Here is a 13,793-nt window from a genome sequence, read left to right on the forward strand (position 1 = left end):
TCGAAGGGACTTGATTCACATGTCCGAGCAAACCTTGCCCACCACCGCACGTGCCTGGCACCTGGAGACCCGCCCGGAAGGCCGGCCGGTGCCGTCCGGCTTCTCGCTGCGGGAGGTGGACATCCCCGTGCCCAGGCCGGGGCAGCTCCTGGTCGCCAACGAGTACCTCTCGGTCGACCCCTACATGCGCGGCCGGATGAGCGACAAGAAGTCCTACATCGAGCCGTACGAGGTAGGCGCGCCGATGGACGGCCCCGCGGTCGGCCGCGTCCTGGCCTCCAGCGCCGAGGGCTTCGCGCCCGGTGACCATGTGCTGCACGTCCTCGGCTGGCGCGACCACGCGGTCATCGACGCGGTGACCGCCCAGAAGGTGGACCCGAACCTGGCGCCACTCACCGCCTACCTGGGCGTGCTTGGTGTCACCGGCCTCACCGCGTACATCGGGCTCGAGCGGTTCGCGAAGATCAAGGAGGGCGACACGGTCTTCGTCTCCGGCGCGGCGGGCGCGGTCGGCAGCGTGGCCGGTCAGATCGCCAAGCTGCAGGGCGCCGGACGGGTGATCGGCAGCGCGGGCTCGGATGAGAAGGTCAAGCTGCTGGTCGAGGAGTACGGCTTCGACGCGGCGTTCAACTACAAGAACGGGCCGGTCGCCGAGCAGCTGGGACACGCGGCGCCGGACGGCATCGACGTCTTCTTCGACAACGTCGGGGGCGAGCATCTGGAGGCGGCGATCGGCGCGCTCAGGCTGCACGCGCGGATCGTCCTGAGCGGGATGGTTTCTCAGTACAACGACGAGAAGGTCGTGGGACCCCGCAATCTGTGGAACCTGTCCGTGACGCGTTCGGACATCCTGTCGTTCATGTTCAGCGAAGAGCTGGACCTCCAGCCGGACTTCGTCCGCGAGGTCGGCGGCTGGCTCGCCGAAGGCAAGCTCCGCTACCAAGAGACCGTGGTGGACGGCCTCGACAACACCCTCGACGCCTTCCTCGCGTTGATGCGCGGCGAGAACGTCGGAAAGATGATCGTCAAGCTCTGAACCCGCCACCGGGAAGCTGAGCGAGGGGCAGGCCATGTGTACGGCGTGCCCCTCGACGGCCATGAATGGGACGAGCCAACCGCCCAATCCAGAATTGTCTGCCGATCATAATATTACGCGCGTCAGATCATTGATTAGACTTGAGTACGAGGCCACGGCCTAACGGAGCGAATGGAGGAAGCTCGTGGTGCGCTACGCCAAGGAGCACAAGCAGGTGACGCGGCAGCGGATCATCGAGAAGGCCGGGCATCGGTTCAAGCAGGACGGCATAGACGGCTCGGGCGTCTCCACGCTGATGTCGGATGCCGGGCTCACCAACGGCGCCTTCTACGCCCACTTCGCCTCCAAGGACGACCTCGTCGCCACCGTTGTCGCGAACGAACTGAGCACACAGGTGGCGAAATACGGCACGCTGCGGCCCGGCCGCCCGGGACTCGAGGACCTCATTCGCGAGTATCTGTCGCCTGAGCACCGTGACCACCCCGGCGTCGGATGCCCCTCCGCTGCCCTGCTCGACGAGATCGGCCGCTGCGGGGACGAGACCAAGCAGGCCTACACCGACGGCGCGAGGGCCATCCTGGACGAGGTCGCCGCCCGCCTGGCACCTGAGGATCCGCAGTCCGCTCGCGGTAAGGCCATCGGGCTCTTCACCATGATGGTGGGAACGTTGCAACTGTCCCGCGCCCTCTCCGACCGGAAGTTCGCCGATGAGGTCCTTGAGCAGGGAATTGAGAACGCCCTCACCTTCATGCGCTGAGGGGGCCGGTCAATCCGCGGCAGAGTGGCCACCTGCCTCTGCGGCGCCATGCGCGAGGACGTCGAGCCCGAACGCGATGACGGTCCCGTGCGCCTTGAGTGGGACGGCTCACGGCAGTCCACGGAGTCGCCGGGAGGCGGGTGTGGCCGAGGGACGACGGCATGGCGTGAAGTTGTCCGATGCGCAGGACATCGTCAGCAGAACCACCATCATCGCGGCCACGACGCCAAGCTCCGCACCACCTTGCCCTCGCCCGGTGACCAGGAAGTAAACAGGTCAGCGACTCCGAACGGGTGGCTCGAGCCGCTCGCCCAAAGGGCGTCACGGCTCTGAGGCAGCGTCCTCGGCTCAGCCGACAACCGTGCTTGGCGCCTACTTCCGTTCGAGGAACTCGAGAGCCGTCTTCACGAACTGCTCGTGGAACTGGAAGATGCCGCCGTGGCCCGCGTCGGGGTAGATCACCAATTCGCCGTTCGGCACTCGCCGCGCCAGGTCGGCCGAGTTCTTCGAAGGCACCATCCTGTCGCTGTCGCCGTTCGCGACGAGCACAGGCTGGTGGATGACGGACAGATCGTGGGGCTGCTCCAGCCCCCAGCGGTGAATGGCCCTGAGCTGGGCACCGTAGGACGTGAGGGAGATCGCCTTGTCCCGGTCGTGGGCGCGCTCCTTCAGGCGGGCCAGGAACTCCTTTCCGGCCCGACGCCCGTTGGCGGTGCGGGTGAAGAAGAGGAACTGCTTCGGGTCCTGAAGAGTGAGCAGTCCTCGGACAGTGTCGAGATGAGACAACCGGGTCACGTTCTTGATGCCCTCGCCGCCCGCGGGACCGGTGCCCGCGAGGATCAGCTTGCGGACGAGTCGCGGTTCGGTCTGCGCGACGACCTGGGCGATCATGCCGCCCATCGAGAAGCCATGGAGATCGACGTGCTCGAACCCGAGCGCCCGGATGAAGGTGACGGCATCCTTGGCCATCGCCTGAATGGTGCGCGGCGTCGAACCGGTGGAAGCGCCGACGCCCCTGTTGTCGAACGTGACGACCCGGCGCTTGGCGGCGATGCCGTCGACGACCCGAGGGTCCCAGTTGTCGAGGACTGCGGCGAGGTGGTTGAGAAAGACCACCGGGACGCCGCCCTGGGGACCGATCTCGCGGTAGGCGAAGGTCACTCCGCCGGCTGCGATGGTGCGGGTCGGTGCGTTCTTGTACGACGTCACCACATCGCCTCGTACATCTTGTGAATCATTCACGGTCGTGCCCTTCGGCGTGGGGGTTCCTGCGGGCGCGCCACCCCTCCGTCGTGGAGGGGGAGGGCGCAGAGCAACCACCTGCGTCTCCCGGCTGCGGCTGCAGCCGGCGGAGTCGGCGGTCAGAGGCCGCGGGAGTCGGAACCCTGAGCGGTCGAGCCCTTCGGCATCACGTCGACTATTGAATTATGACCGTAATTCTATATAAGGGCAAGTCTGCGAACGAGGTGACGTACGTCGGAATCGCAACGGTTCTGCCGGGAGCCTGGGCCCTTCACGCCAGAGGAGGCCCGTCGTCACCCGGCCGGCCGGCCGGCCGGGTCCAGGAGGGCCCTACGAGCTTTGAACGGCCCGCCGGTCCCAGGAGGGGCCGTAGTGCCGCTCCATGTTGTCCCGCATGAACCGGACCACCTCGGCCGGGGCCTTGGCCACCGAGCCCGCGTCGTGCGGCGGCTGGGGGTCGTACTCGATCCCCAGCTGCACAGCCTGGGCATAGGCCGGACCTTCCAGCCGGTCGCAGAGCAGCAACGCCATGTCGATGCCGGAGGACACGCCCGCGGCCGTCATGATCTTCCCGTCTTCCACGACGCGCCTGGACACCGGTTCGGCGCCGAAGCAGCGCAGGCTGTCCAGTTCGTACCAGTGCGAGGTGGCTTGACGGCCCCGGAGCAGGCCCGCGGCCCCGAGCAGCAGCGATCCGGTGCACACCGACGTCGTCCACGTGCTCGTCTCGTGCACCCGGCGCAGCCAGGCCAGAACCGTCTCGTCGGCCAGCAGGCCCTGGGTGGTGCTGCCACCGGCGACCACCACGATGTCCGGCCGCTCCATGCTCTCCAGCGGCTCGGCCACCAGCCCGAAACCCGGCTGATCGGCGGCGCACATCCCGGGCGTGGCCGAGACGAAGCACACCCGGGGATCGGGCAGGCGCCTCAGCACCTCGAACGGCCCGGTGGCGTCCAGGGAGGTGAAACCTTCGTAGATGAGGATGGCGACGTCCACGTTCTTGCCTGCTCTCGTCAGGTGCGGCCCATTGATTTTATCGACCGATCGATTAAACTCGCTCCATGGTAAGCCTTGGAAACGACTTAGACCAGCGCGTTCGCGCGGACATCGCCGTCCTCGGCGGCGGCACCGCCGGGGCGGTCGTCGCCGGGCGCCTGATCGAGACCACCTCCCTGTCCGTGGTGGTCGTGGAGGCCGGACCGGACTACGGGCCGTTCGCCGCCGGGCGCTGGCCCCGCGAACTGCTCGACAGCTCCACGCTGCCGGAGACGCACGACTGGGGGTACCGGGGCCCCGGCGCCCTCCCCGAACGCGACCTGCCGCTCGATCGCGCGCGCGTCATCGGCGGCTGCTCATCGCACAACGGCTGCTCCCAGACCGTCGGCCACGCCGCCGGCTACCGGTCATGGGGGCTGTCCTGGACCGACGCGTCGATCACCGAGTTGATGAGGCAGGGCGCGGCCAGGCTCCGCGTCCGCCTGGACTCCGACGACGAGCTCACCCCGTTCCAGGCCGCGGCGATGGAAGCCATGATCGTGTCCGGCGTACCGCGCACGGATGACCTGGACGACCTGTTCGGAGGCGCCGGCTGCGGCCCGTCACCGGTCAACAACCCTGACGGCGTCCGCTGGAACAGCGCGTTCGCCTACCTGGACCCGGTTCGGGGCTACCTGGGCCGAGAGCACGGCGCCCCGGCCCCTGCACGGGGCTCCGTGGGCCCGGTGCGCGGTGTCCTGGACTCAGGGCGCGATTCCTCGGGCCCCGAGCGCGGCGCTCTGGACTCGGGGCGCGGCGACGCGCGGCTTCGCGTGGTCGACCACGCGCTGGTCGAGCGCCTCGAACTGCACGGCTCGGTGGTCCGCCGCGCGCACGTGCGGCGCGGGCAGGAGCGGCTGACCGTGGAGGCGGACCGCTTCGTCCTGTGCGGCGGCGCGTACGGCAGCCCCGAAGTACTGCTGCGCAGCGGCATCGGACCAGCCGGCGAGCTGGCCGCCCTCGGCGTGGAACCCCGCCTCGACCTACCCGGCGTCGGCCGCAACCTGCACGACCACCCCACCCTGGAACTGCGCTACGCCGCGAGCGACGAGTTGGTACGACGACTCGCCGACCACGAGCGCGAGCGGGCGAGGGTCCCGGACGAGCAGGTGATCGGCAAGGCGCTGTCGCCCGGCGGCCGGGCGCCGTACGACCTGCATCTCCTTCCGTGGACCGGCAGAGAATCCGGAGGCTGGACCTGCGTGTTGCCCGCCGCCTGCCTCACGCCGCGATCCCGGGGCGCCCTGCGGCTGACATCTCCCGACCCCGGAGCCAGACCGATCGTCGACCACGCCTACCTGACCGACCCCGAAGGGAGTGACCTGGCGGTGTTGCGGTACGGCATCGACCTGTGCCGGCGCATGGCCGCCTCACCGGCGCTGGCTCCGCTCCTGGGGCGCCCCCTCGACGAGTTCACCGCAGAATTCACCGCGGACCGGCGAGACGAATCCACCGCGAGCCCACACGACGGGTCCAGCGCGGCCCCGCGCGAAGGGCTCACTGCGGCCCCGCGAGCGGGCGAGGCCGCGATGCGCGCCGCCGCCGCCCACTACTGGCACCCCGTCGGCACATGCGCGATCGGCACGGACCCGGACGCGGGAGCCGTCGTCGACGCCTCCGGGCGGCTGTACGGCACCGACAACCTCTGGGTCATCGACGCCTCCATCATCCCGGTGATCCCCCGAGCCACAACGAACCTTCCCGTCGTCGCTCTCGCCGAGCACCTTGTACGCGCACTGATCTGACAGCGCCGGCATCTGCCCCTCGCGGCTGGATCCCCGCAAACCGTGCTCCTGCTGCGGATGGTGACGAATCTCATCCAGAACGCCATCGTCCACAACCTCCCCGCAGGCGGCACCGTGACGGTCCACACCGAGGCACACGGCGACACAAGCGTGCTGCGGGTCCAGAACACGGGTCGCCGGCTGCCACCGGAACTGATGCCGACCCTCGTCGAACCGTTCCAGCGCAGAACGGAACGCGTACGCACCGGCGAACACGCCGGCGTAGGCCTCGGCCTGGCCATCGTGCACAGTATCGTCCGCGCCCACGACGGGACCCTCGACCTCGTCCCCAGCCCCAACGGCGGTCTCCTGGTCACGGTCCGGCTTCCCAGCACGCCGTAGGATCCTCCCCAAGCGGGCCTCGTTCGGGCTGGCACCGTTCTCGGCGATCAGGCCGAACGCCGGCATCGACCTCCACAGTGAACGCCCGGGGCCGAAGCACTGCCGGCGGCCTCGTACCCGCCACAACGCCGCGGTTCTGGCGTCGGTCCCCGCGCCCCGAGCACCGTCGCCAAAGACCGACAAGTGGCACCACCCAACAGCGTCGAAATCGCCTACGAGCACCGGCCCTCGTTTCGGCAAGCGTGCGACCACGCAGGGACGTACGGCTCAGTCCGCGGCCAGGTGAAGCCCGTCAGCGTCCAGAAAGTCGCCGAGGAGGACGCGACCGCGCAGCCCGGCGCGGAGTTGAGCCCCTCAGCCGCTCTCCCCGAGCGGCAGCCGTTTGAACTTTCCGGCTCCTTGCCCGTCACGGCCCCACCGAGGACGTATAAGTTTAAGAAAATTAAGATCAACATCTTGAAAGTTAAAGACGGTCCGGGTATAACTTTAGATATGACAGATCAGGCGATGGACTGGCAGGAGCTCACGAACCTGACCCGGGGCCAGCCGTTCGTCGTCGAGCGGGTGCGCCTGGCGGGCAACGGCGTCGCGATCGAGGGCGAGTTCGAGCTACCGCAACTGGCTCAGCTCAACGTCGAGGATCAGATCTTCGTCACGGCGTTCGTGCGGTGCCACGGTTCCATCAAGCAGATGGAACGGATCTTCGGGGTGAGCTACCCGACGATCAAATCACGACTGAACCGGATCACGCAGATGCTCGACTTCGTCGAGACCGATCCGGCGCCGCCGGCGGCCGAGGTCGTCGATCGGTTGCGCCGCGGCGAGATCACCGCGCAGCAGGCCTTGTCCGAATTGGAGGGGCGCACGTGATACCGCAGTTGCTGACCGTAGGAGTCAAACGCCCGGACCGTCGTCGGATCCGGGTCTGGGTCCCGCTGCTCCCCGCTGTGCTCCTGCTCTCACCGATCGTGATCCTGGCCGTACTGGCGGGGGTCGTGGCCTGCCTCATGTACGGCATCAGCGTGGCGCGGGCGCTGGGCACCGGCCGGCGCATCGTCTGCGCGTTGCCCGGCACCCGGTTCGACATCGAGTTCAGCCGTACGGCCGTGCTCGTAGCCATCCGATAGGAGAGGTCGCGATGAACGAACAGCGCAAGGACATCCTCGGCATGCTGGCCGAGAGCAAGATCACCGCGGAGGAGGCGGAGCAGCTCATCACCGCACTCGAACGAGCCCAGCCGCCGACGGCGACCAGTCTCGCCGCCCGGCCGAAAGGCAAGGCGAAGTACCTGCGGGTGATGATGGAGTTCGCCGAGGAAGGCGACGAGTCGGGGCGGCTCAACGTGCGGGTACCGCTGCAACTGCTGCGGGCCGGCGTACAGCTGGTGGCCCTGATCCCGCCGCGGGCGCTGGAGCGGGCCAACGCCGAACTGGACAAGGCGGGCGTGCCGTTCGACCTGGCGCAGCTCAGGCCCGAACAGCTAGAGGCGCTCGTTGAGCACCTCGACGAGACGATCGTGGAGCTCGTGCAGTCCGATGGCTACTTGCGGGTCTTCTGCGAGTAGGCGCACCCGGGAGGGTGCTGGAACACCCTCTCCGAGGCCGCGCCCGCTGCAGCAGAGCACGGTTGAACTGCCAATCTGAACTTTAGCCGCTCATCGGCGCGGCCCGGTCGACCTCCACACCAGCAGTGGCGAGGTCCGCGTCCGCGCGAGCGGCGCCTGCGGGGTCATCAAGAACTCCGGCGGATACCCCCGAATCGGCGAGGCCATCGGCGACCTGCGGGTGAGCTCGGCCAGCGGCGACATCGTCGTCGACCACGCGCACGGCGCAATCACCGCGAAGACCACCTCGGGCCCCATCCGGGCCGATCGGGGACACGCGGTGCCATCGGCCATGCGAGGCGCGCACGCAGCGGCTTCCCGCCACCTGTCACACGGCGATCGATGCGCTGCTCTTCAGGCCGTCGGATAACGCGGACAGCCTGCTGGCGATGCTGGAAGATCTCGCCGATCTGTTCGAGCTGACCAACACCATCGATCGCCTCATGGGCGACAAGCCGTGACGAAACAGAGAACGGATATCTGAATGACAGCCAACAAGGTCCGAGGGCCTGTGATCCACGTGCAGGGCCTGCAGAAGTCGTACAAGGAGCTGCGGGTGCTGCGCGGGGTGGACTTCGAGGTGGCGCGGGGCAGCATTTTCGCCCTGCTCGGCTCGAACGGGGCGGGCAAGACCACGGTGGTGAAAATCCTGTCCACGCTGCTCAAGGCCGACGCGGGCACGGCCCGCGTCAACGGTCTGGACGTCGCCACGCAACCGGCGGACGTGCGGGAGTCGATCAGCCTCACCGGACAGTTCGCCGCCGTCGACGAGATCCTCAGCGGGCGAGAGAACCTCGTGCTGGTCGCCCGGTTACGGCACCTCAAGGATCCCGGCAGGATCGCCGATGACCTGCTGACGCGTTTCTCACTGACCGACGCGGGCGCGCGGAAGGTGGCGACGTATTCGGGTGGCATGCGCCGCCGCCTCGACATTGCGATGAGCCTCATCGGCGACCCGCCGGTCATCTTCCTCGACGAGCCGACGACCGGGCTCGATCCCCAGGCGCGCATCGAGGTGTGGCAGGCCATCAGGGAACTCGCCCACCAGGGCACCACGGTACTGCTCACCACGCAGTACCTGGACGAGGCCGAACAACTCGCCGACCGGATCGCGATCCTGCACCAGGGCCGGATCATCGTCAACGGCACCCTGGCCGAGCTCAAGCAGCTACTCCCGCCCGCCAAGGTCGAATACGTGGAAAAGCAGCCGACCCTCGAGGACGTCTTCCTCACCCTCGTCGGTGACAACGACAAGAACGGCACCCCGGCACCGACGAGCAAGGAACGACAATGACCAAGCATTTCTTCGGCGACACCGCCGCCCTGCTGGGACGATCCCTGCGCCACATCACACGCAGCGCGGACACCATCATCACCACCGCGATCATGCCGATCGCCATGATGCTGATGTTCGTCTACGTGTTCGGCGGCGCGATCAACACCGGGTCGGTCGCGTATGTGAACTACCTGCTGCCCGGCATCCTGCTCATCACGGTCGCCTCAGGCATCGCCTACACCGCGTTCCGCCTCTTCATGGACATGAAGAGCGGCATCTTCGAACGCTTCCAGTCCATGCCGATCGCCCGGTCGTCCGTCCTGTGGGCGCACGTGCTGACCTCACTGGTCGCCAACCTGATCTCGCTCATCGTCGTCGTGCTCGTCGCCCTGCTCATGGGCTTCCGCTCGGCGGCGGGAGTGCAGGCGTGGCTCGCGGTCGCCGGCATCCTGATCCTGTTCACCCTGGCGCTGACCTGGCTCGCCGTCATCCCCGGTCTGTCCGCGAAGTCCGTGGAAGGCGCGAGCGCGTTCTCCTACCCGCTCATCTTCCTGCCGTTCCTCAGCTCGGCCTTCGTACCCACCGCCACCATGCCCGGCCCGGTGCGCGCCTTCGCCGAGCACCAGCCGGTGACCTCCATCGTCAACACCATCCGCGACCTGTTCAGCCAGCAGCCGGTCGGCACCGACATCTGGATCGCCCTCGCCTGGTGCATCGGCCTGCTCATCGTCGCGTACGCCTTCGCCATGAGCACCTACCGCCGCAAGATCGCCTAGGTAGCTGTCAGCAATGTCGGTGGCACGGTGCCACCGCCTCACCACCGAGGAGGCCAGATGCCGGCAGATCCACCCGGCTCACCCGCGCTGCGCGCGTCCGACGCGGAACGCGACCGGATCATCGACCTGCTGCGTACCGCCATCGTCGAGGGCCGGCTCGACCCGGTCGAGTTCGACGAGCGGCTGGACGTGGCGCTGGCCGCCCGCACCGTCGACGAGCTGACCCCGCTCATCACCGACCTGATCGCGGCGCCAGGCAGCGGCGGCGGCGCACTCACGCTGCCGTTCGCCGGGACGCCGGCCGAGCCGGCCGCCGAACTGCTCACCATCAAGGAGCGGCACGGCTCGGTGCGCCGTGACGGCCGGTGGACGTTGCCGCACCGGCTCGCGCTGCGCACCGCGTGGTGCGAGGTGCTGCTGGACCTGACCAGCGCGGTGCGCAGCGCGCCCGAACTGGTCATCGAGCTGCGGGTGAGCGGCGGCAACGTGGAGTTGGTCCTCGCGCCGGGCATGGTGGTCAACGCCAACGAGCTGTCGGTACGGCACAGCATGGTGGCGATCAGCAGGGACGCGGGCGACAACACGCCAGAGACGCTGCACATCCGCTTGGTAGGCCGAATACGGCACGGCCGGCTCGGCACCCGGTGGCAGGCGCCGCGCCGGTGACACGGCAGACCCGCCCGCTGAGTGGCGAGTGATCGTGCACGTCCGGCTCACGCGCCGGACGTGCGGCCTTCGCCTGCCGCGCTAGCGAACCCAGCCGGTGTAGCGCCGGCCCCCCTTCGGATCCTCGCGCCACCCTGAACGGCTGCCCGCACCCTCTGGCTGGAGCGCGGCGGAGACGGCCCGGACGAGCCAGGCGTTGACGGAGAGCCCTTCGCGACTGGCCGCCTCCTCGATACGCGGCTTGAGCTGCTCGGGGACACGAAGCGAGATCCGTGACGTGCCACCCTCCTCACCCTCCTGCGGCACCGCCGTCGAAGCCGAGGGCGTCTCCGAAGCCCCCCGGGCTCCCGGAGCCCCTCGCCCCGCCGGCCCTCCCGAGCCGGGCGAGGCGCCCGAACCCGACCACCGCCGACCGGCCGCCCCACCCGGCAGCGCGTCGAAACCGCCCTCGCCCTCGTCAGCCGGCGAGCGGTCCATGGGCGGCGGTGTCACGACGAAGGAGGGGTCGCGTCCGCGCAGCCGCACATCGACCGATCCCGGCGCGAGCTCACGGGTGATCTCGTCAGCGGCGGCGGACAACGCCTCCAGCAGGACGAGCCGCATGGCCGACTCCAGCGGCGAGGTGAGGCGCTCGGCGAGCGCGCGCGCATCGTCGCCACCCGCTTCGGCGGCGACCGCGAGTTCGCGGCGCAGATTGTCGACGTACGGCGCGAGATCCATGACATCACTATGGCGCCATAATGGCGTCAGTGCAAGCTCGAAGCGCTGCTCACCTTTGACGCCACCACGCTGCCGGCAGGCGATGAAACCCGCCTCCGCACGACAGAGGCGCCGCACCAGCGCGGGCCATCAGCGTGCCCGTAACCGGCACAGGGATACCTTACCCAGATGGAAACCGTCACGCTGGACCGCCTGGACCGCTGCCTGGCACACGCGCTCCAGATCGACGGCCGGGCACCCTTCAGCAAGATCGGCGAAGTGCTCGGCGTCTCCGAGAACACGATCGCCCGCCGCTACCGGCGGCTGCGTTCGGCCGGGACGCTCCGCGTCGTCGGCGTGGTCGACGGGTTCCGGCTCGACTACGTTGCGTGGGCGATCCGCCTGCGCTGCACCCCGGACGCCGGAGGCGCGGTCGCCTCCGCCCTGGCCCGCCGTACCGACACCGCCTGGGTGAGCCTGCTCTCCGGCGGCACCGAGATCGCCTGCGGCACCCTGGCCCGGACACCCGCCGAACGCGACGCGCTCCTCCTGGAGAAACTCCCCCGCAGCCGACAGGTGGTGGGCGTCACCGCGCACCGCATGCTGCACAGGTTCGCCGGCGGGCCGGCGGGCTGGGCGGGCCTGCGGGCACTGTCCGACGAGCAGGCGGCCGAACTCCAGCCTCCACCCCCCGCCGATCCGGTCGTACTCGACGAAACCGTCCGGCTCGACGAAGCGGACCACGCGCTGCTGGAGGCCCTGTCAAAGGACGGGCGCACCCCCCACACCGACCTGGCCGTGATCACCGGCTGGTCGGAGTCGACCGTACGGCGGCGCATGGCGCACCTGCGGCAGGCCGGGATCCTCTACTTCGACGTCGACATCCCACCCGAACCCCTCGGCTTCCACGCCGAGGCCTGGCTGTGGATGTCCGTGAAGCCCGCCAAGCTCGCCGCCGTGGGCGAGGCTCTGGCCCGGCACCCGGAGGTCACCGTGGCCGCCGCCACGACGGGTCCCGCCAATCTCTTCGCCGGTGTCACCTGCCGGGACTCGCGCGACCTGTACCGGTACCTGACCGAGCGCATCGGATCGCTCAAGGCCGTCCGGCACGTCGAGACGGCACCCCTGATCCGGACCGTCAAGCGAGCAGGCGCCATCCTGCCCACGTGAGACCGCGTTGACGTGCCACGCTCCCTGAGCCCGGCGCGACCAGAGCCACCCATCGGATTCCGTCTCCAGCACCGGCTCTCGTGCCGGAAATCGCCACATCGCCGCGCCTGGCTCGCCTTCACCCACGTCGAGCACCGACAGTTGCCGACGACCAGAAGGGATCCACCACCATGCATGTGATCGTCATCGGCGCCGGTCTCGGCGGCCTGTGCCTGGCCCAGCGGCTGCGCCAGGACGGCATCAGCGTTTCCGTACACGAGCAGGACCCGACGCCCGTCTTCCGCGACCAGGGCTACCGCCTCCATGTCAACGCCGACGGCCGTCGCGCCCTCGAACACGCCCTTCCACCACGGCTGTGGCAGCTGTTCCTGGCCACCGCCGGGACACCCGGCCCCCGCTCGGTCTTCCTCGACGAGCAGCTCGTCCCGCGATGGACGGCCGAGGCGGAGCCCGGACCCGCACCCCTGGCGGTCGACCGGCTGACGCTACGCCAGATCCTGCTGTCCGGGCTGGAAGACGTCGTCACCTTCGGCAAGACATGCACCGGCTTCGAAACCACCCCGACCGACGTCGTCGACGCCACGAACAGCCGCGTCACCGCCCGCTTCGCCGACGGCAGCACCGTGACCGGCGACGTGCTCGTGGCCGCCGACGGCGTGAACTCCGTCATCCGCCGTCAGCTCCTCCCCCACGCCCGTGTCGTCGACACCGGCCTGCGCCAGCTCTACGGCAAGATCCCGCTGAATGATCAGACCCGGGCGCTGTTCAGCGACGACATGTTCAACGTCTTCACCGCGATCGTCGGCCCCCGCAACGCGTTCATCGGGGTGGCACCGGTGGAGTTCCCGGAGCCGGTACACCAGGCCGGCCTCCGGCACGCCCCCGCCGTCCGGCTGCGCGCCGTTCAGGACTACATGACCTGCAGCTTCGGAATCCGCGGTAACCACCTCCCCCGCACCGACGACGAACTCCACCGGATGACCGGCGCCGAACTCCGCGCGATGGTGCTGGACCTGATCGACGGCTGGCATCCCCGCGTCCAGCGCATCGTGCGGGAATGGGATCCGGCCGGCATCTTCCCCGCCGTACTGCGTACCAGCGTCCCCATCGAGGCCTGGCCCACCACCGTTGTCACCCTGCTGGGTGACGCCATCCACGCGATGAGCCCGGCGGGCGGGGTAGGCGCCAACACCGCGCTGCGGGACGCGGCCACGCTGGCGGACGCGCTGAACAAGGCAGCACACGGACGCCCGCTCGTGGCCACGCTGCGCGACTACGAGACGGCCACGATCGACTACGGATTCGCCGCGGTACGTGCCTCAGCCGACAACGGCCACCGCTTCCTCGGCCAAGACCCGCTCCCCACGACATGAACCTGCCCGTACCACCAAGCCCCGCCGCGAACAG

Annotated in this window: 15 protein-coding genes; 12 read left to right on the top strand and 3 right to left on the bottom strand. The window is 69.0% G+C overall.

All coding sequences use genetic code 11. From position 1 onward, the window contains the following. Positions 1–19: 19 nt before the first annotated feature. Positions 20–1,036 carry an NADP-dependent oxidoreductase gene (locus AB0F17_RS00625; protein ID WP_358013941.1) on the top strand — a complete coding sequence of 339 codons (1,017 nt, stop codon included), beginning with the start codon at positions 20–22 and terminating at the stop codon, positions 1,034–1,036. Positions 1,037–1,220: 184 nt separating this feature from the next. Further along, positions 1,221–1,793, top strand: a complete 573-nt coding sequence (locus AB0F17_RS00630; RefSeq protein WP_358013943.1) for a TetR/AcrR family transcriptional regulator — start codon at positions 1,221–1,223, stop codon at positions 1,791–1,793. A 372-nt stretch (positions 1,794–2,165) separates the two neighbouring features. On the opposite strand, the gene AB0F17_RS00635 is transcribed toward AB0F17_RS00630, so the two are convergent. Both AB0F17_RS00635 and AB0F17_RS00640 read right to left on the bottom strand, forming a co-directional pair. After that, positions 2,166–3,002: an alpha/beta hydrolase gene (locus tag AB0F17_RS00635; RefSeq protein ID WP_358013945.1), complete on the bottom strand. Its 837-nt coding sequence runs from the start codon at positions 3,000–3,002 to the stop codon at positions 2,166–2,168. 363 nt (positions 3,003–3,365) lie between these two features. After that, positions 3,366–4,031: a DJ-1/PfpI family protein gene (locus tag AB0F17_RS00640; RefSeq protein WP_358013947.1), complete on the bottom strand. Its 666-nt coding sequence runs from the start codon at positions 4,029–4,031 to the stop codon at positions 3,366–3,368. A gap of 65 nt (positions 4,032–4,096) precedes the next feature. Between AB0F17_RS00640 and AB0F17_RS00645 the strand changes: the two genes are divergently transcribed. From AB0F17_RS00645 to AB0F17_RS00680, 8 genes are all read left to right on the top strand, one after another. Further along, positions 4,097–5,815 (top strand): GMC family oxidoreductase, encoded by a 1,719-nt coding sequence (locus tag AB0F17_RS00645; RefSeq protein ID WP_358013949.1) that lies wholly within the window; start codon positions 4,097–4,099, stop codon positions 5,813–5,815. A gap of 57 nt (positions 5,816–5,872) precedes the next feature. Continuing rightward, a complete protein-coding gene (locus AB0F17_RS00650; RefSeq protein WP_358013951.1) occupies positions 5,873–6,196 on the top strand; it encodes a sensor histidine kinase in 324 nt (107 codons plus the stop codon). Positions 6,197–6,379: 183 nt separating this feature from the next. Continuing rightward, positions 6,380–7,066: a DUF2089 domain-containing protein gene (locus AB0F17_RS00655; RefSeq protein WP_358013953.1), complete on the top strand. Its 687-nt coding sequence runs from the start codon at positions 6,380–6,382 to the stop codon at positions 7,064–7,066. Next, positions 7,063–7,323, top strand: a complete 261-nt coding sequence (locus AB0F17_RS00660) for a hypothetical protein (RefSeq protein WP_358013955.1) — start codon at positions 7,063–7,065, stop codon at positions 7,321–7,323. Before AB0F17_RS00655 ends, AB0F17_RS00660 begins: the two co-directional genes overlap by 4 nt. Before the next feature lie 11 nt (positions 7,324–7,334). Then, positions 7,335–7,760: a hypothetical protein gene (locus tag AB0F17_RS00665; protein WP_358013957.1), complete on the top strand. Its 426-nt coding sequence runs from the start codon at positions 7,335–7,337 to the stop codon at positions 7,758–7,760. 523 nt (positions 7,761–8,283) lie between these two features. Next, positions 8,284–9,093: an ATP-binding cassette domain-containing protein gene (locus tag AB0F17_RS00670; RefSeq protein WP_358013959.1), complete on the top strand. Its 810-nt coding sequence runs from the start codon at positions 8,284–8,286 to the stop codon at positions 9,091–9,093. Beyond that, entirely contained in the window at positions 9,090–9,851 is a 762-nt protein-coding gene (locus tag AB0F17_RS00675; protein WP_358013961.1) for an ABC transporter permease, read from the top strand. The genes AB0F17_RS00670 and AB0F17_RS00675 overlap by 4 nt, the downstream gene beginning before the upstream one ends. Before the next feature lie 57 nt (positions 9,852–9,908). Next, positions 9,909–10,517 (top strand): DUF1707 domain-containing protein, encoded by a 609-nt coding sequence (locus tag AB0F17_RS00680; RefSeq protein ID WP_358013963.1) that lies wholly within the window; start codon positions 9,909–9,911, stop codon positions 10,515–10,517. A gap of 81 nt (positions 10,518–10,598) precedes the next feature. On the opposite strand, the gene AB0F17_RS00685 is transcribed toward AB0F17_RS00680, so the two are convergent. Continuing rightward, positions 10,599–11,237, bottom strand: coding sequence for a hypothetical protein (locus AB0F17_RS00685; RefSeq protein WP_358013965.1), 639 nt, complete (start codon positions 11,235–11,237; stop codon positions 10,599–10,601). A gap of 168 nt (positions 11,238–11,405) precedes the next feature. Between AB0F17_RS00685 and AB0F17_RS00690 the strand changes: the two genes are divergently transcribed. Continuing rightward, a complete protein-coding gene (locus AB0F17_RS00690) occupies positions 11,406–12,386 on the top strand; it encodes an Lrp/AsnC family transcriptional regulator (RefSeq protein WP_358013967.1) in 981 nt (326 codons plus the stop codon). Between the two features lie 170 nt (positions 12,387–12,556). Then, positions 12,557–13,759 (top strand): NAD(P)/FAD-dependent oxidoreductase, encoded by a 1,203-nt coding sequence (locus tag AB0F17_RS00695; RefSeq protein WP_358013969.1) that lies wholly within the window; start codon positions 12,557–12,559, stop codon positions 13,757–13,759. Positions 13,760–13,793: the final 34 nt, after the last annotated feature.

Source organism: Nonomuraea sp. NPDC026600 (assembly GCF_040638335.1).
Lineage (GTDB): Bacteria > Actinomycetota > Actinomycetes > Streptosporangiales > Streptosporangiaceae > Nonomuraea.

Bases quoted from the DNA above. Each gene is read 5' to 3' on its own strand.
- AB0F17_RS00625 (WP_358013941.1), top strand. From the start codon at position 20: ATGTCCGAGCAAACCTTGCCCACCACCGCACGTGCCTGGCACCTGGAG.
- AB0F17_RS00680 (WP_358013963.1), top strand. From the start codon at position 9,909: ATGCCGGCAGATCCACCCGGCTCACCCGCGCTGCGCGCGTCCGACGCG.
- AB0F17_RS00675 (WP_358013961.1), top strand. From the start codon at position 9,090: ATGACCAAGCATTTCTTCGGCGACACCGCCGCCCTGCTGGGACGATCC.
- AB0F17_RS00685 (WP_358013965.1), bottom strand. From the start codon at position 11,237: ATGGATCTCGCGCCGTACGTCGACAATCTGCGCCGCGAACTCGCGGTC.
- AB0F17_RS00695 (WP_358013969.1), top strand. From the start codon at position 12,557: ATGCATGTGATCGTCATCGGCGCCGGTCTCGGCGGCCTGTGCCTGGCC.
- AB0F17_RS00665 (WP_358013957.1), top strand. From the start codon at position 7,335: ATGAACGAACAGCGCAAGGACATCCTCGGCATGCTGGCCGAGAGCAAG.
- AB0F17_RS00690 (WP_358013967.1), top strand. From the start codon at position 11,406: ATGGAAACCGTCACGCTGGACCGCCTGGACCGCTGCCTGGCACACGCG.
- AB0F17_RS00645 (WP_358013949.1), top strand. From the start codon at position 4,097: ATGGTAAGCCTTGGAAACGACTTAGACCAGCGCGTTCGCGCGGACATC.
- AB0F17_RS00650 (WP_358013951.1), top strand. From the start codon at position 5,873: ATGGTGACGAATCTCATCCAGAACGCCATCGTCCACAACCTCCCCGCA.
- AB0F17_RS00670 (WP_358013959.1), top strand. From the start codon at position 8,284: ATGACAGCCAACAAGGTCCGAGGGCCTGTGATCCACGTGCAGGGCCTG.